A 19,254-nucleotide genomic window follows, 5' to 3' on the forward strand; every position below is an offset into this window, starting at 1 on the left:
CCCGAAAGAATGAGCGTTGCAACGGCCTCCATGTGAAAGACGGTCGCCGCGACCTCGGGGTTGATCAGGATGCCAAACGCTTTCGTCTTCCGTAGATATCCCCGCGCGACATAGTCGATATCGGTTAGAACTTTCAGGTCGACGTCAGCGGGAGCCAGCGCGAAGAGCGAATGCCCCCGCGCCGCGTCCATGCCGCCGTACTTAGAGCGCCATTTATAGAACGTTGCGGAACTGATGCCCAGTTCGCGGCATCGCTCCGGTACCGCCAGCCCAGCCTCCGCGCGCTTGGGCGCTTCCAGTATCTGGCTATCCGTGAATCTTGACTTCTTCATCTGCAGAACTCCCTCTTAACGAGAAAATTCCACTTCTTCCAGCGCCGGTTTGCGAGGGGCATTACCCTCGAAAGTATGCGTTTGGAGCCGCCTGACGAGACGCTTCGCTATCATCGAACCAGCGAGCAACGCAATGCCGATGGTGAGTCCTCGCAATACAACAGGGGGAGTGAGCACGCCGGATGCGCCAAAGGTGCCGAGCTAATCCGGTAAGAGATCCGACCAGCGCCCCAGCGAGGGCCATATGCCAGATGCGCAGGTGGACACGAGAGCGCCAGACGATGCGGCGTAGCGGGATCATCGCGAGAAAGAAAGCGGCTAGGAATACGTCCACAATGGCGGGGGAATCGTCAGCAGCGTGCGGGCGCCTAACACGGCTGCTGGAACCCCGGTCAGCGAGTAGACAAGCACGGGGCGCCAGCGGATGTCGTGCCACCATGCGATCACACTTCCGATATTGCCGAACCAGGGAGGCGATCGCCATGCTGGGTACAGCGCTCCTTGGCCCGTACAAGGTCACAAGGACGGGCAGCATGATCAAGACGAGCCTGTGCCAACAACCCCGCCGAGGACGCCTGCGCCAAGGGCGAGGAGGAAAATAAGCGATAGCGAGAGCATAGGCTGCGGGGTCAGCCTGGACCGTCGCTCGCAGCCGCGAGGAGAGGCACCAAAACGTCGCTGATCGGCGTTGGAATGCCGTGAGCCCGTCCGCGACGTGCGACGACACCGTTGCGGATATCCCATTCGAGGGGCCGACCAGCTTCTCTATCCGTGAGGATGGAGGTGCTCATGTCCGTCGGTGCCGCCTGGAATTTTTTGAGGATCTCCTGCGGCACTTCGTCGCCGAGTTCGGCACCTTCAGCCCGGGCCACGGCCAGGCATTCCTGCGCATAGGCAAGTGTTAGCCCAGCGATGTCAGCACGGCTGAACATGCCCGAACGACGATGCGTGAGCGCCATGAGTCCAGCGACCGCGTTCTGCAACAGCTTGCGCCAAGCCAGGCCACTGAAGTTTTCGGCCAAGTCCACGGCGCACCTTGTGCCTTGCAGTGCTTCGGCCACGACGCGCGCTGCAGACGTGTCCGGCAGAGTCAGGCGCACGTCGCCGCGCAGGCGGACCGAGCCATCGGATTGCGCCTGCGCAGGAAACCACACGACGGCGGGAACGATGCGCCCGCGCGGCGCATGCAGGCTAACCCTTTCCGCCTGTTCGATCCCGTTCTGCAAGACGCACACGACGGTTTCCGGGCCAACCAGCACGGCCAGCCATTCTGCTGCCGCCTCGATCTGCGTGGCCTTGACCGCCAGAAAGACCAGCTTCGCCGTGCGAGCGATCTGCTTAGGGCTCGTTCGAACCGGACCGGGGACGCGCACGGAGCGGCCATCCTCTTGCAGCGTCAGATGATCGCGGGCAGTCCGTCCACACAGCAAAGGCGTGCGGCCGACCTCATGCAGCATCGCCGCTACCGTGGTGCCGATCGCACCGGGCCCAACGACAGCGACAGCAGTGTTGATTTCAGTGTTCATGAAAGCGGCTTCCTTTAATGGCATCTATCGACGTGCCCGTTGTGCACCTCATGCCACCAATGTAATATATTACACATGAGAAAAGATATCGGTAATGAAATTACAGAAAGCGAGCGACGTCTACAGCAATGGATCGGCAGCATTCAAGCTCGAAGCGGTGGCCTCGCCGCAAGCGAGGCGAAAGTTGTCGATCTCCTGCTCACCGAGCCTTTGTTTGTCGGGGTCAGCACGACCGCACAGGTTGCCGCCCGGGTCGGCGTCTCGCCGCCGACGGTGATCCGCGCCGCGCGTGCGCTTGGGTTCAGCGGGTTTACCGAACTGAAGATCGAGATTGCCCGTGCTCGCGGCACAGCCCGGTTCTTCGCTCCGCCCGAAGTACTCAGCGCGGACGCGACGTCGGGCTGCGTGCTGGAAACATCCATCCGTGCCGGTACCGATGCACTGACTGCGCTCGGCGGGGCCATCAAACTCTCTGCGCTTGATAAGGCCGTCGGCTTGATCCAGCACGCGCGGCAGGTCTTTGCGTTCGGTGCGGGTCCTTCCTCGACGGTTGCTGCCGATGCGGTCTTCCGTCTGCGCGCGGTGGGCGTGATGACCGTGGGCATCTCGGATCACTTGTCGGCCATGATCGCGGCGCGGCTCTTGGGCTCCGAGGACGTCGTCATCGCCGTCAGTTCGACCGGCCGCACGTCAACAACACTAGCAGTCGCCAATGCGGCATCGTCGGCCGGCGCCTCGCTGATCGCCGTCACCAACCAGTACGACACGCCCCTGGCAACCGTCGCGGACGTCGCGCTTGTCGTCGGCGGCGCGCCGCTACCGGCACAGATGGCCGCTGCGGGAAGTCGGCTGGCGCAACTCGTCGTTATTGACGCGCTGGTCGCCACCCTTGCTCTGCGCGATCCGGCGCGCAGCCGCTGGACGGAGCGGGCGGGCATTGATCTGCCTGATATTTCCTGATGCCCTGATGCAGCCCGACACCATCGCCATGGTTCTTGCCGCAGCGTTAGCGCATGCGGTGTGGAACCTGGCCTCGAAGTACAAGCGAGGCAACACTTTGCTGTTCGTCTGGGCCTACAACTGCGCTTCGACGCTGCTGTGGGTCCCGATCGCTATCGGTCTCATGGTGCAGGGACGGCAGGCGATGGATGGGCGGCTCGGGGTGGCTGCCGCCGTTTCGGCCGCATTGCACATTGCCTACTCTTTGACCTTGCAGGCTGGCTACGATCGCGCCGACCTTGGGGTGGTTTATCCGATCGCCCGTGGCACGGGACCAGTGCTGACGATCCTGTTCGCGATTCTTCTTCTGGGGGAGCGACTCAACGTCGTCGCGCTTTTTGGGGCGCTCCTGGTCGTCTCAGGCGTCCTTGTCGTCGCTGGCAACCCGTTCAGAAGCGGAAGTCGCCGCCCGCTCCAGGGCATGTTTTGGGGAGCCGCCACCGGCGCCACGATCACCAGCTATACCGTCTGGGATAGCTACGCGGTCACGTCGCTGCATGTGGCGCCGGTGAGCTACTACGCGGGAACGCTTCTGCTGCAAAGCCTGATTCTGACACCGGGCGCACTGCGGCAGCGATGGCACATCCCCGCAGCACTTCGTGCCAATGCCATGCCTATTCTCGTCGTGGCCATCTTCTCCCCGCTGGCTTACATTCTGGTGCTCAACGCCATGCTGGCGGCACCGCTTGCGCTTGTCGCCCCCTTGCGCGAGTCATCCATCATCGTCGGTTCCCTCTTCGCGTATCTGCTCTTTCGGGAGGACCATCTCGCGCGCCGCATCGTGGGTGCCGTAGTCGTGCTGATCGGAATCGCCGCGATCAGTCTTTGATGCTTTTTGCCACCTCGGTGCGCATTCATCAGTTGATGCTGAACTGAATACGCGCTTGCCATTGAATGCATCATTCGTCATTCAAAAGAGCCTATGATTGCATTAAGGTAAATCATAGGGGGCAGCCGTGCCACGTCCCGATCTCAATCTACTGCTGGCGCTGGATGCGCTGCTCGACGAGGGCAGCGTCATCGGCGCCGCACGCCGTATGCATCTGAGCGCGCCGGCGATGAGTCGCACGTTGAGCCGCATCCGGGAGGCATTGGGCGATCCGGTGTTCATTCAGGTCGGCCGCAAGCTCGTGCCCACGCCCAAGGCTCTGGCACTGCGCGAACAGGTGCGGGTGGCGGTCGGGCAGGCCTCGCAGGTGTTCGCGGCCGATGCCGAGATCGACCTGAAATCGCTGGATCGGCGTTTCAACGTCCGCGCCACCGATGAGTTCGTGAGCATTCATCTGGGCCATCTCCTGGATGCGATGTCGCAGAAGATGCCGCGGGCGATGCTGCGCTTTTCGCCGGAGGGAGACGACGTGGATGAAGAGGCGCTGCGCAGCGGCCGCATCGACCTGTTCATCAGCGCCTCGCGCAAGCTGGGGCCGGAGATTCGCGTGCAGTCCCTGTTCACCACGACGTTCGTGGGGGTCGCGCGCGCCAACCATCCAATCTTCGACGAAGAAATCACGCCCGAACGCCTCACGCAGTGGGAGCATATCAACGTGTCCCGGCGCGGCAAGGCCGCCGGGCCGGTCGATGCCGCGCTGGAGGCGCAGGGGCTGCGCCGGCACGTCGCTCTGGTGCTGCCCAATCCGTACACGGCGCTGTTCGCATTGCAGGATTCGGATTTGCTTTTGCCCTTGCCCCGGCATCTGGCCAGTACTGCGCTTTCCGCGGGCCTGCGCATTCGCGTGTTCGACCTGCCGACACCGCTGGAAACGGTGCTACTGACACAGGCCTGGCACCCGCGTCTGGAGGTCGACCCGGCCCATCAATGGCTGCGGCAGACCATCCATACGCTCTGCACCGAGAGCCAAGCGCAAGCGGCCAAGCGCGCCAAGCCCTAGCGGGGCGATCGCCTCAATTCGTGCGTTTTACGCAATCATCCGGTTGCATTAAATTCACTTTCCGGAATGATCGGCCCTGCCTACAGTGATGCATATTGATCACTGTAAAAGGGTTGCATCGTGCATTCGGCGAACGTTTCCAGCGCGGATTCAGGCGTCTCTTTACGCCTCTCGCAGTTTCGGCAGGGGTTGGCGCGTGGACTGCCTTATCTCGATCTGACGACGCCGCGCGCGACCTATGTGATGCGTTCGATCCTGGCTGCCTGCCTGGCCTTGGTGGTGGCCTATCTGCTGGAATTGCACGCGCCCTACGCGGCGGCGTCTAGCGTGCTGCTCGTCATCAACCCCGTCCAGGGTAGCGTGATCGGCAAGGGGGTGTGGCGGGTGCTGGGCACGCTGGTCGGCATGCTGGCTGCATTCGTGCTGATGAGCGCGTTCGGCCAAATGCCCTGGCTGTTCCTGCTCGGTTTCGGCGTGTGGCTGGGCGTGTGCGTGGTGGGCATGACGCTGCTGCGTCATTTCCGGGCCTATGGCGCGACGCTGGCCGGCTACACCGTGGGATTGGCGGCCTACGGCGCCATGCAGCATCCGGAACGCACCTTCGACCAAGTGATGGGGCGCGGCGCGTCCGTGTTGATCGGCGTCGTCTGCCTGGCGCTGGTCTCGGCCCTGTTCAGCAGCCGCAGCGTACACACCCGTCTGGCCTCGCTGCTCGACCGCCTGGCGACCGCCACGGCGGGCGTGCTGGCGACGCATCACCAAGCCATTCAAAGCAGCACCGAACCGGGCGCCAAGCCCCTGGATGCCGGACGGCGCTCGCTCATCACCGAGGTGTATGGCGTGGACGATCTGCTGGCGCTGGGCAAGGCCGAGTCCACCGATCTGGCGCATCGTGCCGGCACGGTGCGGCACGCGATGGTGTCGTTGTTTTCCGCCTTGGTGGGCGGCGCGCCGCCCCTGCGCGAACACAGCGCAGGCCTCGCTGCGCTGAGTGCGTTGCAGCCGGCTTGGGAGCAGGCATGGCGGGAGGTCGAGCAGGCGCTGGGGCAGGAACCCGGCCCGGCCGGTAGGACGCGTGCCATTAGGCTATTGACCGAACTACGCACCCGACCGGTGGCCCTGCTCACCGCGACCTCGCTGGACGATGCCGCCGACCAGACCGCGCTGATGATCGCGGGCGATCGTTTGATTGAGCAAATCGACGACTACCTGCAAGCCATCGAAGGCATCGGGCGTTTCCACCAACCCAAGCCGACGCCGGCGCGCGTGTCCGTGCCGTTCCACCGCGACGCGGTGGCGGCTTTCCAGAACGGCGTGCGCGCCCTGTTGACCGTGGTGATGGGCGGTGCCTTCTGGATCGTCACAGGCTGGACTGAAGGCAACATGATGCTGGCCGGGTTGGCGGCGGCATGCGCGCTGCTGTCCACTGCGCCCAATCCCGCGCTGGGTGCGGTCGAATTCATCAAGGGTACGGTGGCCGCCGTGGTGATGGCCTTTCTGTGCACCTTCATCGTCGTGCCGCACGTCTCGGGCCTGCCGCTGCTGCTGGTGATCCTGAGCCTGTTCTGGCTGCCCGGCGTGTATGCCACCACGCTCCCGCGTCATGCGCTGGCCGGTGTGGCCTATCTGGTGGCGTTCACGACACTGGCGGCGGCGGACAACCCGATGCGCTACGACTTTGCGCTCTTCCTCAATGGCGCCGTGGCGTGGATCCTGGCGACGTGTTTCACGCTGCTGGGCTTCAGGATCGTGCTGCCGCGCAACGGGGCGCGTGACGTCACGCGCTTGCGCCAGCGCGTCCGCGACGCGGCGCTGGGCACCTGGCGCGGCGAGCCGACGGATGCGCCGACCTGGCAATGGCGCCAACAACACCGCATCGCGCAACTCGGCGCCTTGCTCAGGGCGCAGCCGCAGGCGATGGATCGCGCCATTGCCCAGGCGCTGACCAGCCTGCATCTGGGCCGGGAAGTCTTGCGCCTACGACGCTGGCTGCGCCAGGCGCCTCAGGATGCCGAGTGGCCGCGCGTGGTGGCGCGCCCGCTGCGCCATATGCGCCAGCGGGCCGGTGAACCCGCGCGGGCCGCATGTCATGCCCGCCGCGCGGCGGCCTCCTTGGCGCGTTTGGCGGCGCGACCCGGCGCCGCGATGGATGACGTGCGGCGCGTGACGGCCGTGCTGCTCGACATCGCCGCGCTGCTGGAACGCCATGCGAACGACGTTCCGTATCCCTCTGCCTCTGGAGGCCAATCCCATGCTCAGTGAGTTCTCGTTGGCCGGCATCTACCTGCCGCCGTTTTTCGTCTACGCCTGCCTGGCCTTGCCGATCTATCTGGGCCTTCGCTTCGTGCTCGCGCGCAGCGGGGTACTGCGCTGGGCGTGGCATCCGGGTCTGTTCGAGTTCGCCATTTCTCTTTGCCTTGTTTCCCTGTTGATGCTTTATGTCTGAACGCTCATTTTTTGCCCAGCGCCTGCTGCGGGCAGGACTAACCCTCGCGGCGGTGGTCGCCGCCGGGTTTCTGGTCAGCGCGCTGTGGCGCGCCTACGTCGTCGCCCCCTGGACCCGCGATGGCCGCGTCAGCGCGCAGATCGTGCGCGTCGCGCCCGAGGTGTCAGGCACCGTCGCCGAGGTCTCGGTCGCGGACGATCAATACGTCAAACGGGGCGACGTGCTCTATCGCATCGACAATGCCAGCTTCGCTCTGGCATTGGCGCAGGCCGAGGCGCAGTTGGCGGCGGCCGAGGTGTCCTTGCGCCAGAAGGCCGGGGAGGCGCGGCGGCGCCGGGGCATGGAAAGCCTGGTACCCGCCGAGGACATCCAGCGGGCGAACCAAGCCGTGGCCATCGCCCAGGCCGAACTGCGCGGTGCGCGGGTCGCCGTGGACAGGGCGAAGCTGGATCTGACGCGCACCGAACTGCGCGCGCCGACCGATGGTTACGTCACGCGCCTGCGCTTGAACAAGGGCGACTACGCCGTGGCGGGCCAGCCGAACCTCGCCCTGATTGACGCCCACAGCTTCTGGATCACCGGGTATTTCGAGGAAACCAAGCTGCGCGGCATCCAGCCCGGCGCGGCGGCTCGAATCCGTCTGATGGGATTCGACCAGGTACTGCCGGGGCGAGTCGCCAGCATCGGGAGGGGCATCACAGACAGCAACCAGCAGGCCGACGCGCAGGGCCTGCCGAGCGTCGAGCCCAGCTTCAGTTGGGTCCGGCTGGCGCAGCGCATCCCCGTGCGCGTCGAGTTCGAGCATGTCCCGCATGAGGTCGTGCTGGCCGCCGGCATGACCGGCAGCATCGAGGTCACGCCTTCGGCAGGCACGCCGGTGCCCCAGGGTCGGCTGATCTCCCTGCTGCACCGGTGGATGTGAGGACAAGGCCATGCATGCACCCGTCCCTCGCACGCTGCCGAGCCTTCGGCAGGCAACGTTGGCGTCACTGATGGCCGTCCTGACCGGCTGCACCACCGTAGGCCCGGACTATCGCACGCCGACGCTGGACGTGCCCGCGCACTGGATCGAGGCCGACGCCGCCATGCCCGATGGCGACCACGATGGCCTGCGCACATGGTGGCGCGCCTTCCAAGATCCCTTGCTCGACCGCCTGGTCGAGCAGACCCTGGCGCACAACCAAGACATGGACATCGCCTTGGCACGCCTGCGCCAGGCACGCGCCGAGCGCGTGCAGATCGCCTCGGCCACCATGCCAGAGGTCTCGGTCGGCGCCGCCGGCGAGGCCATGCGTGGCAGCAAGGCACTCAGCGCGCAGCCCGGCGGACAGGCACGAACCTGGCACCTGGGATTCGATGCCAGTTGGGAGCTGGACCTGTTCGGGGGCACGCGTCGCGCGGTCGAGGCCGCCGACGCTGGCATCCAGGCGCTGGCCGAGGATCATCGCGCGCTGCAAGTGAGCCTGGTGGCCGAACTGGTGGCCGATTACGCCGGCCTGCGCACCGCGCAACTGCGCTTAGCCATCGCGCAAGACAACATCCGCACGCTGGCCGAAGCCGAGCGCTTGGCCGAACGGGCGCACCGCAACGGCCTGGGTACGATGGCCGACGTCACCCAGGCCCGCGCCGAGCGCGAAACGGCCCAGGCGCAGCCGCCCTTGCTGGAAGCGGATATCGCCCGTTTCAGCCATGCCATCGGCGTGCTGGCGGGCGGGTTTCCCGGCGACTGGCGTGCCGCCCTCGCAACGCACGCGGCGGCGTTACGCATGCCGGCCGACTTGCCGCTGTCACTGCCATCGGACGTCATTCGCCAACGCCCCGACCTGCGCGCGGACGAACGACGCCTGGCCGCCGCCGCCGCGCAGATCGGCGTGGCCGAAGCCGCTCGCTTTCCCACGTTCCGTATTCCCTTGGGCTTCGGCACCACCGCCAGCGTCATCCATGACCTGTTCTCCGGCGCCAGCCTGGCGTGGTCGGCGGCGATGCAGGGTAGCCTCTCCCTCTACGACGCTGGCGGCGCGCGGGCAGGCGTGACCGCGGCACAGGCCAATGCCGATGCCGTGCGGCGCGTGTACGAGCGGGACATGCGTTCGGCGCTGCGCGATGTCGAAGACGCCTTGACGGCATGGACCAGCGAACGCCAACGGCAAGCGGCGTTGCAGAAGGCCGTGGCCGACAGCCGACAGGCCCTGGAACAGGCCTCCCAACGCTACGCGCGAGGATTGAGCGCCTACTTACCGGTGCTGGTGGCGCAGCGCAGCCTGAACCAGGCGCGCGATGCGCTTGCCCTCAGCCAACTGGCCCGGCTGCAAGGAGGCATTGCCTTGTACAAGGCGCTCGGGGCGGGATGGTCGGACACGGCGTTGGTCCCTGTGTCCGACCGACGCGCCGCCGCAGAAACAAAGGCGACGCAATGACTCTTTGAGGCAGAGGAGGCACTGAATGGAGCTACGTCATCTTCGCCGTTTCCTTGCCGTGGCCGAAGAACTCCACTTCGCCCGTACAGCAGAGAAGCTGCACATCGAGCAATCGCCGCTGACGCGCACCTTCAAGGAACTGGAAGAAGACCTGGGCGAACAATTGTTCGTCCGCACGCGCCGCTGCACGCGGCTGACGCGCACGGGCAAGCAGTTCTTGGCGCATGTACCGCACGTGTTCGCTGCCTTGCAGCAGGCCCGCGATAGCGGGAAGGCAGCAGCCAATGGTTTCCGAGACCAGTTGCGCATCGCACTATCCGACGGCATCACACCATCGCGCTTACCCGCCTTGCTGGCGATGTGTCGCCAGGAAGAACCCGAGGTCGATATTCGAGTGTTCCAGGTGCCTCTATCGCAGCAGATCAAAAGGGCTGCATGACGTTCTCGCTGGTGCTATGCGATCCGCAGGCGTGTGAAGGTCACGCGCGACAGGTTGAGCGTGTGCTGCGCCGCGCTGACCGTGAGCCGCTGATCGCCGAACGCGTTCCTTCGTTCGAGCTGATGACGGTAGTGGTGTCGGCTGGCTTCGCATTGGGCTTGGCGGGTGCGCCGTACATCGCAGCAAGCCGGGAACCCGGCGTAGTTGCCCGCCCCTTGGCAGGACGTTCGCCCATGCTGACGACCTATGTTTTGCGACGCGAAGGCGCGATTTCGGAAGTGCTGTCCCGATTCATTGAGCGGGTGCAGTCCATTGACTTGCCCAAAGGCACCAGGCCCGCACTGCCGCCCGAACCTGACCCTCAGGAGGAAATCGAGCTATGAATCGAGTCACACCTTTGCTTCTGACCGCGATGCCGACGGCCTGCGGCCCGTCGGAGATACCCAAGCAGCCCAACGTGCCAACCGTGGAAGAACTGGCCGCCGATCCGGCACTGATCGCTTGACACCAGAACCTTTTAATCTCCAACGTTGCGCATGCCCGTCAACGACTCGCAGAACGACACAGGCCGGCGTGTCGCGCCCCCGCCGAGGTCAACCGCTGACATCAACCGCTGACATCAACCCCCGAAATCAAGTCGCCCGTCTCCGGACTGCTGCTCAGGCAGGCTTACACAGTTGCGCAGGCCCGATAGTGACGGTTGGCCTGATCCATCTGGCCGAGGCCTTCGAAGAGTTGAGCCAGCGCCAGATGCACGCGCTGCTGCAAATGCCGCTCGTCGGTGTGTCGCAGCGCGCCTTCGAGGAAGGTCTGCGCCTTGCCCCACAGCCGCTGGTGCTGGCAAAGCTTACCCAGCGCGAAGAGCAGATCGGGATCGTTCGGATGTCGCTGCTGCCATGCCTCGGCCTTCTGGATGAGTGGAAGGGCATCGCCCCCCGCGCAATCGGCGTAGCGGCGCAGCAGACGGGCATCCCAGTGCTCGACCAGCGCACCCTCGACGATGTCGCGCGCCTCGCGCAGACGGTCGAGCGAAATCAGCAACTCGGCAGCAACATCGGCAATGCGCGCCGACGTGCGCACCTCGGCGGGCAATTCGTGCCAACACTTGAGCAGTGCGTCGGCGTCATGCCGGTGATCGCGCAGAATACCCTCGCTGGCCGTTTGCTTGAGCTTGGCCGCCAGCGCCGGGTGAAGCGCCTCGCGCTTGTCGAGCACCTTGAGCAGATTCAGCACTTCAGGCCAATGCTTCAGATGCTGATGCGCTCGCAGTGCGACAAGCTGTGCCTGCATCCGCCGCGCGCCCTGTGCCCGCATCTCGGTGAGCGCTTCGAGCGCCCCTTCCGCGTCGCGGGCATCGACCCGCAGTTCGGCCGTTTGCAGCAGGCGCGCCTCTTCCAGGTTCGCCCCCTGCGCTTCGGCCAGCCACGCGTCGCGCCGTGCAAACTCACGCATGCGATGTGCCGCACGCGCACCGATGATCGCAGCCACGCCACGATTGTCGTCCTGCTCGGCGGCTTCGCGCGCCGCCTTCTCGGCGCGCGTATAGCGCCCCGCAAACAGATTCGCCACGGCGTCGCGCAACGCGATGTTCGCGCGGCGGCTGCGTTGACGGCTGCGGTATGCCGCCACGCGTTCCGGCATCTTGTAAATGTTGCGCAGAATACGAATGACGACGTACAGCGCAACGAACAACGCCAGCAACGCCAGCACGAACAGGTTCAGCGACACGTCGACACGATACGGCGGCACCAGCATCACCACCTGCCCGTGATTGAACGTGGCCAGCACGGCAAAGCCGGCCGCCACCGCGAACAGGAGCGTCAACCAGATCAATCCTCGCATGCGCGGCTCCTTACGGCTTGTCCTTGACGTCCTTGACCTGACCGATGGCGGTCAGGCTGGCGTCAAGGGTCGGCAGTTCGATCGTGTGTGAACCCGAGTCGACCTGGTCGAGCAACGCTTTCACGGCGGCGATACGGCGCGACTTGGCATCGAAATACTTGTCGAGCGCGGCCTGGGCGACCTGCACATCGCTGTGCACCGCAGACGGGTTGCGCGCCAGCAGCGCCAGACGTGCATTGAGCAGCCGAAGCTTGAGATTCGCGCGCAGGAAAGCGCCCTGCTCCGGCGCTACGAGCATCACGTCCGGATCGTCCAGACGCCGAACCTGAACCAGTTGCTTCAGACTGCCAAGCACTTCCGACGACAAACGGTGCCACGTCGCGACCCAGCCCGTCTCGCCAGCGGCATCCGGTCCGCCCGCCACCGGCGTCGGCGCCACGCGTTGCGCCTCGGCCCGCAACGGCAGCGTGTCGATCATGGCGATGGCCTGATCGAGCTTGCCGGTCAGTTGCGGCAGATCGGCGGCCGGCACGGCCTTGAGGCGGTCGATGTCCTTCTTCAGGGCGTCACGCACGCCAGCGAGTTGCGGGGCGCCGGAGCGCGCCAGCCGTGCGTCTGCGCCCTCGAGCGCAATCAACGCACCGCGCACGTTGCCGGCGAGTTGCAATTGTTGATTGGCACTCGTGACGATCTGCTCGGTCTCGGCGAGCACCCATTCGTCGCGGTTGTGCGCGAGTTCCTGGTAAAGCTGCTCGAGCGCCGCCTGCTGGCTGCGCGAATCGGACACGCGTGCTTCGAGCGACGTCAGCCGGTTCTGCAGATCGCGTTGATTGTCGAGCGCCTGTGCCGTTCGCACCTGCGCTTGCATGACCTGCGCGTCGCCCGCCTGCTGACGGCGCGCCATTTCCTGCTGAACGCGGTCGAGCTTCTGGTTGAGCGACCAGCCGCCAATGCCCGCCCCCGCCGACACGAGCACGAAGAGCAGCCAAGGCAGCGCTGCGCCCGACCCGCGACGCTTGTGCGGCGGCTCAGGCGGCTGCCACGCGGGCGGGACACCCGCCGCGCCGTAAGCAGCACTGCCGGTAGCGGTTGAATTCGACGCCGCCGGGCCGGTCGACGCCGACGGGTTCTGGGGAGACTCTGGAACGCGATTATCTGTCGTCATGCTTGACTTGAATGGGATCCGCCCATGTTTTGAGTGCCGCCAGCAGATTCTCGTCGCCGGGCGCGCATTGCGTAATCCTATCAAACCCTGCGGCCCGCGCGGCATCTGCGATGCGGGCATGGGACGTAAAGCACCTTGCGGCGAGAATTTGCGCCAACACTTGCGGGGTACCCGGCGTGTGTGCGCCATCGCGCGTGCCATAGCGCGCAACGAGCAGCGTCGCCAAGTGCCGGACGGCCTCGGAACTGGTGAGTACCCAGGCGCAGCGAGCGGGCGAGGCCAGCCGGGCTTCCAGCGCAGCCCACGCGGCGGCGTCCGGTGCCGGCGCCCGTCGCGTGTAAGCGCTCACGATATCGACTTGCGCACCACTCGCGCGCAAGGTGTCGGCCAACAGCTCGCGGCCACCGTCCCCCCGCACCAGCAGCACGCGGCGTCCGGCAAGCGACGCGAGGTCGAGCTGCGCAAGCAGCGCTTCCGAGTCGAACCGTGCCGACGGACCACCCGGCGGCACGATGACGCGATGCCGCGGCGCGGCGATGCCCGCGTCGGCGAGCGCCTGCGCGCTGCCGGGGCCGACCACCGCAATCGGCACGGCGGCGGGCCACAGGCTGCTCCCGTTGACCTCAGCGTTGTCGGCGTTGTCGGCGTTGTCGGCATCCGCGCCCGGCGCGGTCGTTCGACGATCGAGAGATTGCAGGTGCGCCCGCCTCGCCAGCACATGCGCCACGGCGTTCGGTGAGACGAAGACCGCCAGCGCGTAGGACGATAGCGATCGCAATGCCCGGTCGAGCGCCGTCAATGCGTCGGGGTCGGCTTGCGCCGCAATATGCAGCAAGGGGAAGGCAAGCGTGTCGATGCCCTCGGCATTCAGCGCGTTGGCGAGTGCGCTCGCCTGCCCGTCGGGGCGCGTGAGGATGGCGCAGGCTGAGCCAGTCGCCGCCGACTCGGCCACAGCCCGCGTGCCGGCGTTCTCCGGCGCAATGCCAGCGGCGGGTGGCACGACGGGCGCGCGCGGGCTCAAGCGGACGAGTCCTTGGACTCGGGCGGCGGCACCAGCGCCAATCCCCCCGCATCGATGAGTTCCTGCGCCACCCGCCGGCCCAGCGCCTCGGCGCCCGCCAAATCGCCTTCGGCGACGTTGGCCGCGCCCTGTGCGCGGAGCACCGTCGCGCCGTCGGTCGACGCAATGAATGCGCGCAGCGTCAGTTCGCCCTGCGGCGTGAATTCGGCAAACGCGCCCAGCGGAACCTGACACGAGCCGCCCAATGCACGAGATACCGCGCGCTCGGCACCAACGGCCAGCGTGGTGCGCGCATCGTGCAGCGCACCGAGCCATTGCAGGATTTCGGGCCGTCCGGCGCGCACTTCGATACCCAACGCCCCCTGTCCGGCAGCCGGCAAGCTCACTTCCGGCGCGAGCGTGGCCCGAATGCGCTCACCCAGGCCAAGGCGCTTGAGACCGGCCGCGGCAAGAATGATCGCCGCAAAATCGCCCCGATCGAGCTTGCCCAGTCGCGTATCGAGATTGCCTCGCAGCGGCGCGACCTTCAGGTGCGGATAGCGGGTGCGCAGACTCACTTCGCGGCGCAAGCTCGATGTGCCGACCACCGCGCCGCTGGGCAATGCATCGAGACTGTCGTAGTCGTTGCTCACGAACGCATCGCACGGATCTTCGCGCTTGAGCACGGCGGCCAGCGTGAAGCCGTCGGGCAGTTGCATCGGCACGTCCTTGAGCGAATGGACGGCGAGATCGGCCCGTCCATCGGCCAAGGCGAGTTCCAGTTCCTTGACGAACAGCCCCTTGCCGCCGACCTTCGCGAGCGATCGGTCGAGAATCTGGTCACCCCGAGTGGTCATTCCGAGAATACTCACGTGACACTGCGGATATAATTTGTGCAGCGCGGCACGTACGTGTTCGGCTTGCCACAGGGCGAGCCGACTCTCGCGCGAAGCGATCACCAGGGTTTCAGGAGCAGCGAAGTTCATTCAGCAACCGCGTGAAGGCCAAAAGAAAAAATGGTAACACGCTTGACCGGCCCGAACGGCTGGTCTCGAGAGGAGCGACATGAAGAGCAGCGCAAAGGCAAAAGCCCCGCAAGAGGGCCTCGCCAAGTCGGTCGGCAACATTCCCCCCGCGAACGAAGCAGCCGCGGCCCCATCCACCCCCGGCGCGGCGTCGACCCTGCCGGCCAAGTCCAAGGCTCGCCGCTCGCGCGAAGACAAGGACGCCCCGCTGCGCGAGGACATTCGGTTCCTGGGCCGCCTGCTGGGCGACGTGCTGCGCGAGCAACAAGGCAGCGACGCCTTCGATCTGGTCGAGACCATCCGTCAGAACGCCGTGCGCTTTCACCGCGAAGGCGACCGCAGCGCCTCGCGCGCGCTCGACACACTGCTCAATGGCCTGACCAACGAGCAGGCCATTCAGGTGGTGCGTGCGTTCAGCTACTTCTCGCATCTGGCCAATATCGCCGAGGATCGCCACCACAACCGACGCCGCCGCGTGCACGCACTCGCGGGCAGCCGCGCACAGCCGGGCAGCCTGCGCGCCGCGCTGCATAGCCTGAAAGACGCCGGCCGTGCGGACCCGGCCACGCTGCAGGCGTTCTTCGCGAGCGCGCTCATCGTGCCGGTCCTCACGGCGCACCCGACCGAAGTCCAGCGCAAGAGTATTCTCGACGCCGAGCGCGAAATCGCCCGCCTTCTGGCCCATCGCGACGACGCCGTCACCGAGCGCGAGTCGTCGCGCAACACCGAATCCATGCGGGCCTACGTCACCACGCTCTGGCAGACCCGTATGCTGCGCAGTTCACGGCTGACGGTGGCCGACGAAATCGAAAACGCGCTGTCGTACTATCGCAGCACGTTCCTCTCGGAAATCCCCGCGCTGTATGACGATGTAAGCGCCGAGCTGCACGACGCCGTGCCCGGTGTTCGGCCCGAAGGTCTCGGACGCTTCCTGCAGATGGGGAGCTGGATCGGCGGCGATCGCGACGGCAACCCGAACGTCACGGCACAGACGCTGCAACTGGCGATCACGCGTCAGGCCACCGAGATCTTTGCCTATTACCTCGAGCAAGTGCACTTGCTGGGTGCGGAGCTGTCCGTCTCGCAACTGCTCGCCGGGGCGAGCGACGCGCTGCTCACCCTCGCACGTCGCTCGCCCGACGACTCGCCGCACCGCACCGACGAACCCTACCGACGCGCCCTCATCGGCGTGTACGCACGCCTGGCGGCCACCGCTCGCGAGTGGGTCGGTCACGTGCCGCATCGCGGTGCGGTCGGCAAAGCCAGCCCATATCTCGATGCGAGCGAATTCATCTCGGATCTGAATACGGTCGTCGCGTCGCTCATGGCGCATCACGGCGGCGCGCTGATTTCGCAGCGGCTCGGCCCGCTCGTGCGTGCTGCCGAGGTCTTCGGCTTCCATCTGGCAAGCATCGACCTCCGTCAAAGCTCGGACATTCACGAAGCGGTCATCGCCGAACTGTTCGCCAAGGCGGGTGTCGAGGCGAACTACGCAAAGCTTGGCGAGCGGGAAAAGCTCGCCCTGCTGCTGCGCGAATTGCGCGAGCCGCGCCTGCTCTTCTCACCGTACCTCGACTACTCGCAGCGCACGCGCGACGAACTGGCGGTGTTTGCCGCGGCACGCGACATCCGCGCCCGCTTCGGCCCTCGCGCCGTGCGCAACTACATCATCTCGCACACGGAAACCGTGAGCGACCTGGTCGAAGTCATGATGCTGCAAAAGGAGACGGGCCTGTTTCAGGGCGCGCTCGGCGGCGCAGGAGCGAAGGCGCTCGAACCCAAAGTCGGCGCGATGGTCATTCCGCTGTTCGAGACCATCGCCGACTTGCGCAATGCACCCGTCATCATGCGCGAGTTCTTTGACATCCCCGGCATGTCCGACGTCATGACGCAGCAAGGCGGCGAGCAGGAAGTCATGCTCGGCTACTCCGACAGCAACAAGGATGGCGGCTTCCTGACGTCGAACTGGGAGCTTTACAAGGCCGAGCTCGCGCTGGTGCATCTGTTCGAGGAGAAGGGCATTCGGCTGCGCCTGTTCCACGGCCGGGGCGGCACCGTGGGCCGCGGCGGCGGCCCGACCTATCAGGCCATCCTGTCGCAGCCGCCGGGCACGGTGAACGGGCAGATCCGTCTGACGGAGCAAGGCGAGATCATCGCGAGCAAGTTCGCCAACCCGGAGATCGGGCGGCGCAACCTCGAAACCATTGTGGCCGCAACGCTCGAAGCGACGCTGCTGCCGAGCCGCAACCAGCCGCCGCGACTGGCCGCGTACGAGACCGTCATGCAGACGCTCTCCGACACGGCCTTCGCCGCGTATCGCGATCTCGTCTACGAAACGCCGGGCTTCACCGACTACTTCTTCTCGGCCACCCCGATTGCGGAAATCGCCGAACTCAACATCGGCTCACGTCCGGCGTCGCGCAAGTTCTCGGACCCGAAAAATCGTCGTATCGAAGACCTGCGCGCCATTCCGTGGGGATTCTCGTGGGGCCAGTGCCGTCTGCTCATCACGGGCTGGTACGGCTTCGGCAGCGCCGTCGGCGCGTATCTCGACGGCGACGGTGCGAACACCGGCGACGCCGGTCGCGATAAGCGCATCGAGACGCTGCGTCAGATGGTCAAGCGCTGGCCGTTCTTCGCGAACCTGCTCTCGAACATGGATATGGTGCTCGCCAAGACCGATCTGGGCGTGGCCTCACGCTACGCCGAACTGGTGCCCGACGTGAAACTGCGCAAGCGCGTGTTCGATCGCATCGTTGCCGAGTGGCAGAGCACGTCGCAAGCGCTTGCCCTCATCACCGGTCACGAGGAGCGGCTCGCGGACAACCCGCTGCTCGCACGTTCGATCAAGAACCGCTTCCCGTACCTCGATCCGCTCAACCATTTGCAGGTCGAGCTGCTGCGACGGCATCGGGCGGGCGAGTCGGACGAGCGCGCACGGCGCGGTATCCACCTGTCAATCAACGGCATCGCGGCCGGTCTGCGCAATACGGGTTGATCGCGGGTTGATTGCGGGTTGATTCCTGACTGACGCCCGCGCGACAAAACGATGCGCCGGCTCCGCAATACGCGGGACCGGCGCACCGTGCCCGCCATCGCCGACCCGCCGCAACCGTTGTGCTGGCCGTCCTGCGCTCCCTTAGGAATCCACCCAACGACAGTCGACCGATAGGACGGTATATTTCCACGGATTCGACCCGATGGCTGCCGGGGGGCCAATCCATCATGCATTCCAACACCAACACCAACACCAACGCATTCACGGCACGTGGCGCCCGCGCGCGACGGGCCGCCACACGCGTCACGGCGACCGCGCTCGCATTGCTTTGCGCCAGCGTGCAGGCCGAACCTGCGGCCGCCGCACCCGATATTTTGGCGCGCGATGGCAACGCCAACGTCTCCGCTTCCGCTTCCCACATGCTGACCGCCGCAGCACCGCATGGCGTGCGCGGCCTGGCCGTGCGGCTTGTCTCGCAAACACTCGCGACATCGCCCGCCACGTCGGCCAAGCCGCAGCCGGTCGTCGATCCCGTGCTCGATCCACTGATGAACGGCATTCTGGAGCGCCTGGCCATCAGCGAAGCGGTAGCCCGTACCAAATACACGTCTGGCAAGCCGGTGCAGGACACCGCGCGCGAGCAGGCACTGCTTGACAGTGTGGGAGACCGCGCCGCGCGGTACGGCCTGACGCCCGCGCAAGCCCGCACCTTCTTCCGTCTGCAAATGGAGGCGGGCAAGCTGGTGCAGACCGCCTTGCTCGCGCGCTGGGCACGCGAGGGCCGTGCCCCCGGGGAGCCCGTCGATCTGGCCACGCGCCTGCGCCCGGCGCTCGACCGGCTCGGCACTTCGCTCCTGCACGATCTCGCACGCCTGTGCGCGGTGCCCGACGATCCGTCGCGCATGGCACGCATCCACCAGGCCCGCGAGCGTATCGCGAAGGCGGCGAAACTCGAAGCGCTGCAACGTGCGGCGTTCGACGAAGCGACCTCGGGCCTGTGTCTTTCCGCGCCGCCGCGCATCTGGACGCTATCGATGGCGCCCTGACCGAAAGGCGCCCTGCCCCGGCGCCGGGCGAGTCGTGGCGCAGACGCCGGGGCTGTATAATCGCGCTTTACCGTGCTCCGCCACGGCCCGCTTCAATCCGGCCCGATGGGCCTCGATAAGCCACGCTACG

14 protein-coding genes and 3 pseudogenes are annotated in these 19,254 nt (G+C 66.0%); 11 read left to right on the forward strand and 6 right to left on the reverse strand.

The features are described from left to right. Positions 1–179 precede the first annotated feature (179 nt). A pseudogene (locus ACE3UG_RS14880) lies at positions 180–332 on the reverse strand (transposase); the annotation flags it as partial. A 629-nt stretch (positions 333–961) separates the two neighbouring features. Further along, complete coding sequence (locus ACE3UG_RS14885) at positions 962–1,858, reverse strand: oxidoreductase (RefSeq protein ID WP_374625158.1); 897 nt, start codon at positions 1,856–1,858, stop codon at positions 962–964. Between the two features lie 75 nt (positions 1,859–1,933). Here ACE3UG_RS14885 and ACE3UG_RS14890 point away from each other — a divergent pair, with 75 nt between their 5' ends. The 9 genes and pseudogenes from ACE3UG_RS14890 to ACE3UG_RS14930 form a co-directional block, all read left to right on the forward strand. Next, positions 1,934–2,818, forward strand: a complete 885-nt coding sequence (locus ACE3UG_RS14890; protein WP_374625160.1) for a MurR/RpiR family transcriptional regulator — start codon at positions 1,934–1,936, stop codon at positions 2,816–2,818. Positions 2,819–2,825: 7 nt separating this feature from the next. Next, on the forward strand, positions 2,826–3,686 hold the full coding sequence (locus tag ACE3UG_RS14895; RefSeq protein ID WP_374625162.1) for an SMR family transporter: 861 nt from the start codon (positions 2,826–2,828) through the stop codon (positions 3,684–3,686). A gap of 127 nt (positions 3,687–3,813) precedes the next feature. Beyond that, positions 3,814–4,746, forward strand: coding sequence for a LysR family transcriptional regulator (locus ACE3UG_RS14900; protein WP_374625164.1), 933 nt, complete (start codon positions 3,814–3,816; stop codon positions 4,744–4,746). Positions 4,747–4,866: 120 nt separating this feature from the next. Next, positions 4,867–7,008, forward strand: a complete 2,142-nt coding sequence (locus tag ACE3UG_RS14905) for an FUSC family protein (RefSeq protein WP_374625166.1) — start codon at positions 4,867–4,869, stop codon at positions 7,006–7,008. Further along, entirely contained in the window at positions 6,998–7,192 is a 195-nt protein-coding gene (locus tag ACE3UG_RS14910) for a DUF1656 domain-containing protein (RefSeq protein ID WP_374625168.1), read from the forward strand. The genes ACE3UG_RS14905 and ACE3UG_RS14910 overlap by 11 nt, the downstream gene beginning before the upstream one ends. After that, entirely contained in the window at positions 7,185–8,114 is a 930-nt protein-coding gene (locus ACE3UG_RS14915; RefSeq protein WP_374625170.1) for an efflux RND transporter periplasmic adaptor subunit, read from the forward strand. Before ACE3UG_RS14910 ends, ACE3UG_RS14915 begins: the two co-directional genes overlap by 8 nt. Positions 8,115–8,184: 70 nt before the next feature. Next, positions 8,185–9,609 (forward strand): efflux transporter outer membrane subunit, encoded by a 1,425-nt coding sequence (locus tag ACE3UG_RS14920; protein WP_374625172.1) that lies wholly within the window; start codon positions 8,185–8,187, stop codon positions 9,607–9,609. A 25-nt stretch (positions 9,610–9,634) separates the two neighbouring features. After that, positions 9,635–10,431: pseudogene (locus tag ACE3UG_RS14925) on the forward strand (LysR family transcriptional regulator). Continuing rightward, positions 10,428–10,541 (forward strand): annotated as a pseudogene (locus ACE3UG_RS14930) (entry exclusion lipoprotein TrbK); the annotation flags it as partial. The pseudogenes ACE3UG_RS14925 and ACE3UG_RS14930, both read left to right, overlap by 4 nt. Before the next feature lie 176 nt (positions 10,542–10,717). Here ACE3UG_RS14930 and ACE3UG_RS14935 read toward each other — a convergent pair. Genes ACE3UG_RS14935 through hemC form a run of 4 tightly spaced genes read right to left on the reverse strand, consistent with a single transcriptional unit; the run spans position 10,718 to position 15,041 of the window. After that, a complete protein-coding gene (locus ACE3UG_RS14935) occupies positions 10,718–11,890 on the reverse strand; it encodes a heme biosynthesis protein HemY (protein ID WP_374625174.1) in 1,173 nt (390 codons plus the stop codon). Positions 11,891–11,900: 10 nt separating this feature from the next. Beyond that, a complete protein-coding gene (locus ACE3UG_RS14940; RefSeq protein WP_374625176.1) occupies positions 11,901–13,055 on the reverse strand; it encodes a uroporphyrinogen-III C-methyltransferase in 1,155 nt (384 codons plus the stop codon). Then, complete coding sequence (locus tag ACE3UG_RS14945) at positions 13,042–14,076, reverse strand: uroporphyrinogen-III synthase (protein WP_374625178.1); 1,035 nt, start codon at positions 14,074–14,076, stop codon at positions 13,042–13,044. Before ACE3UG_RS14945 ends, ACE3UG_RS14940 begins: the two co-directional genes overlap by 14 nt. Continuing rightward, a complete protein-coding gene (gene hemC / locus ACE3UG_RS14950) occupies positions 14,073–15,041 on the reverse strand; it encodes a hydroxymethylbilane synthase (RefSeq protein WP_374625180.1) in 969 nt (322 codons plus the stop codon). The genes ACE3UG_RS14945 and hemC overlap by 4 nt, the downstream gene beginning before the upstream one ends. 79 nt (positions 15,042–15,120) lie before the next feature. Here hemC and ppc point away from each other — a divergent pair, with 79 nt between their 5' ends. Together ppc and aroQ are read left to right on the forward strand one after the other, a co-directional pair. Then, on the forward strand, positions 15,121–18,078 hold the full coding sequence (ppc, locus tag ACE3UG_RS14955; RefSeq protein ID WP_374625182.1) for a phosphoenolpyruvate carboxylase: 2,958 nt from the start codon (positions 15,121–15,123) through the stop codon (positions 18,076–18,078). A gap of 227 nt (positions 18,079–18,305) precedes the next feature. After that, on the forward strand, positions 18,306–19,124 hold the full coding sequence (gene aroQ, locus ACE3UG_RS14960; protein ID WP_374625184.1) for a gamma subclass chorismate mutase AroQ: 819 nt from the start codon (positions 18,306–18,308) through the stop codon (positions 19,122–19,124). The last annotated feature ends 130 nt before the right edge of the window (positions 19,125–19,254 follow it).

Origin of the sequence: Pandoraea sp. (genome assembly GCF_041919235.1) — a bacterium.
In the GTDB taxonomy this organism is placed as follows: Bacteria; Pseudomonadota; Gammaproteobacteria; order Burkholderiales; family Burkholderiaceae; genus Pandoraea.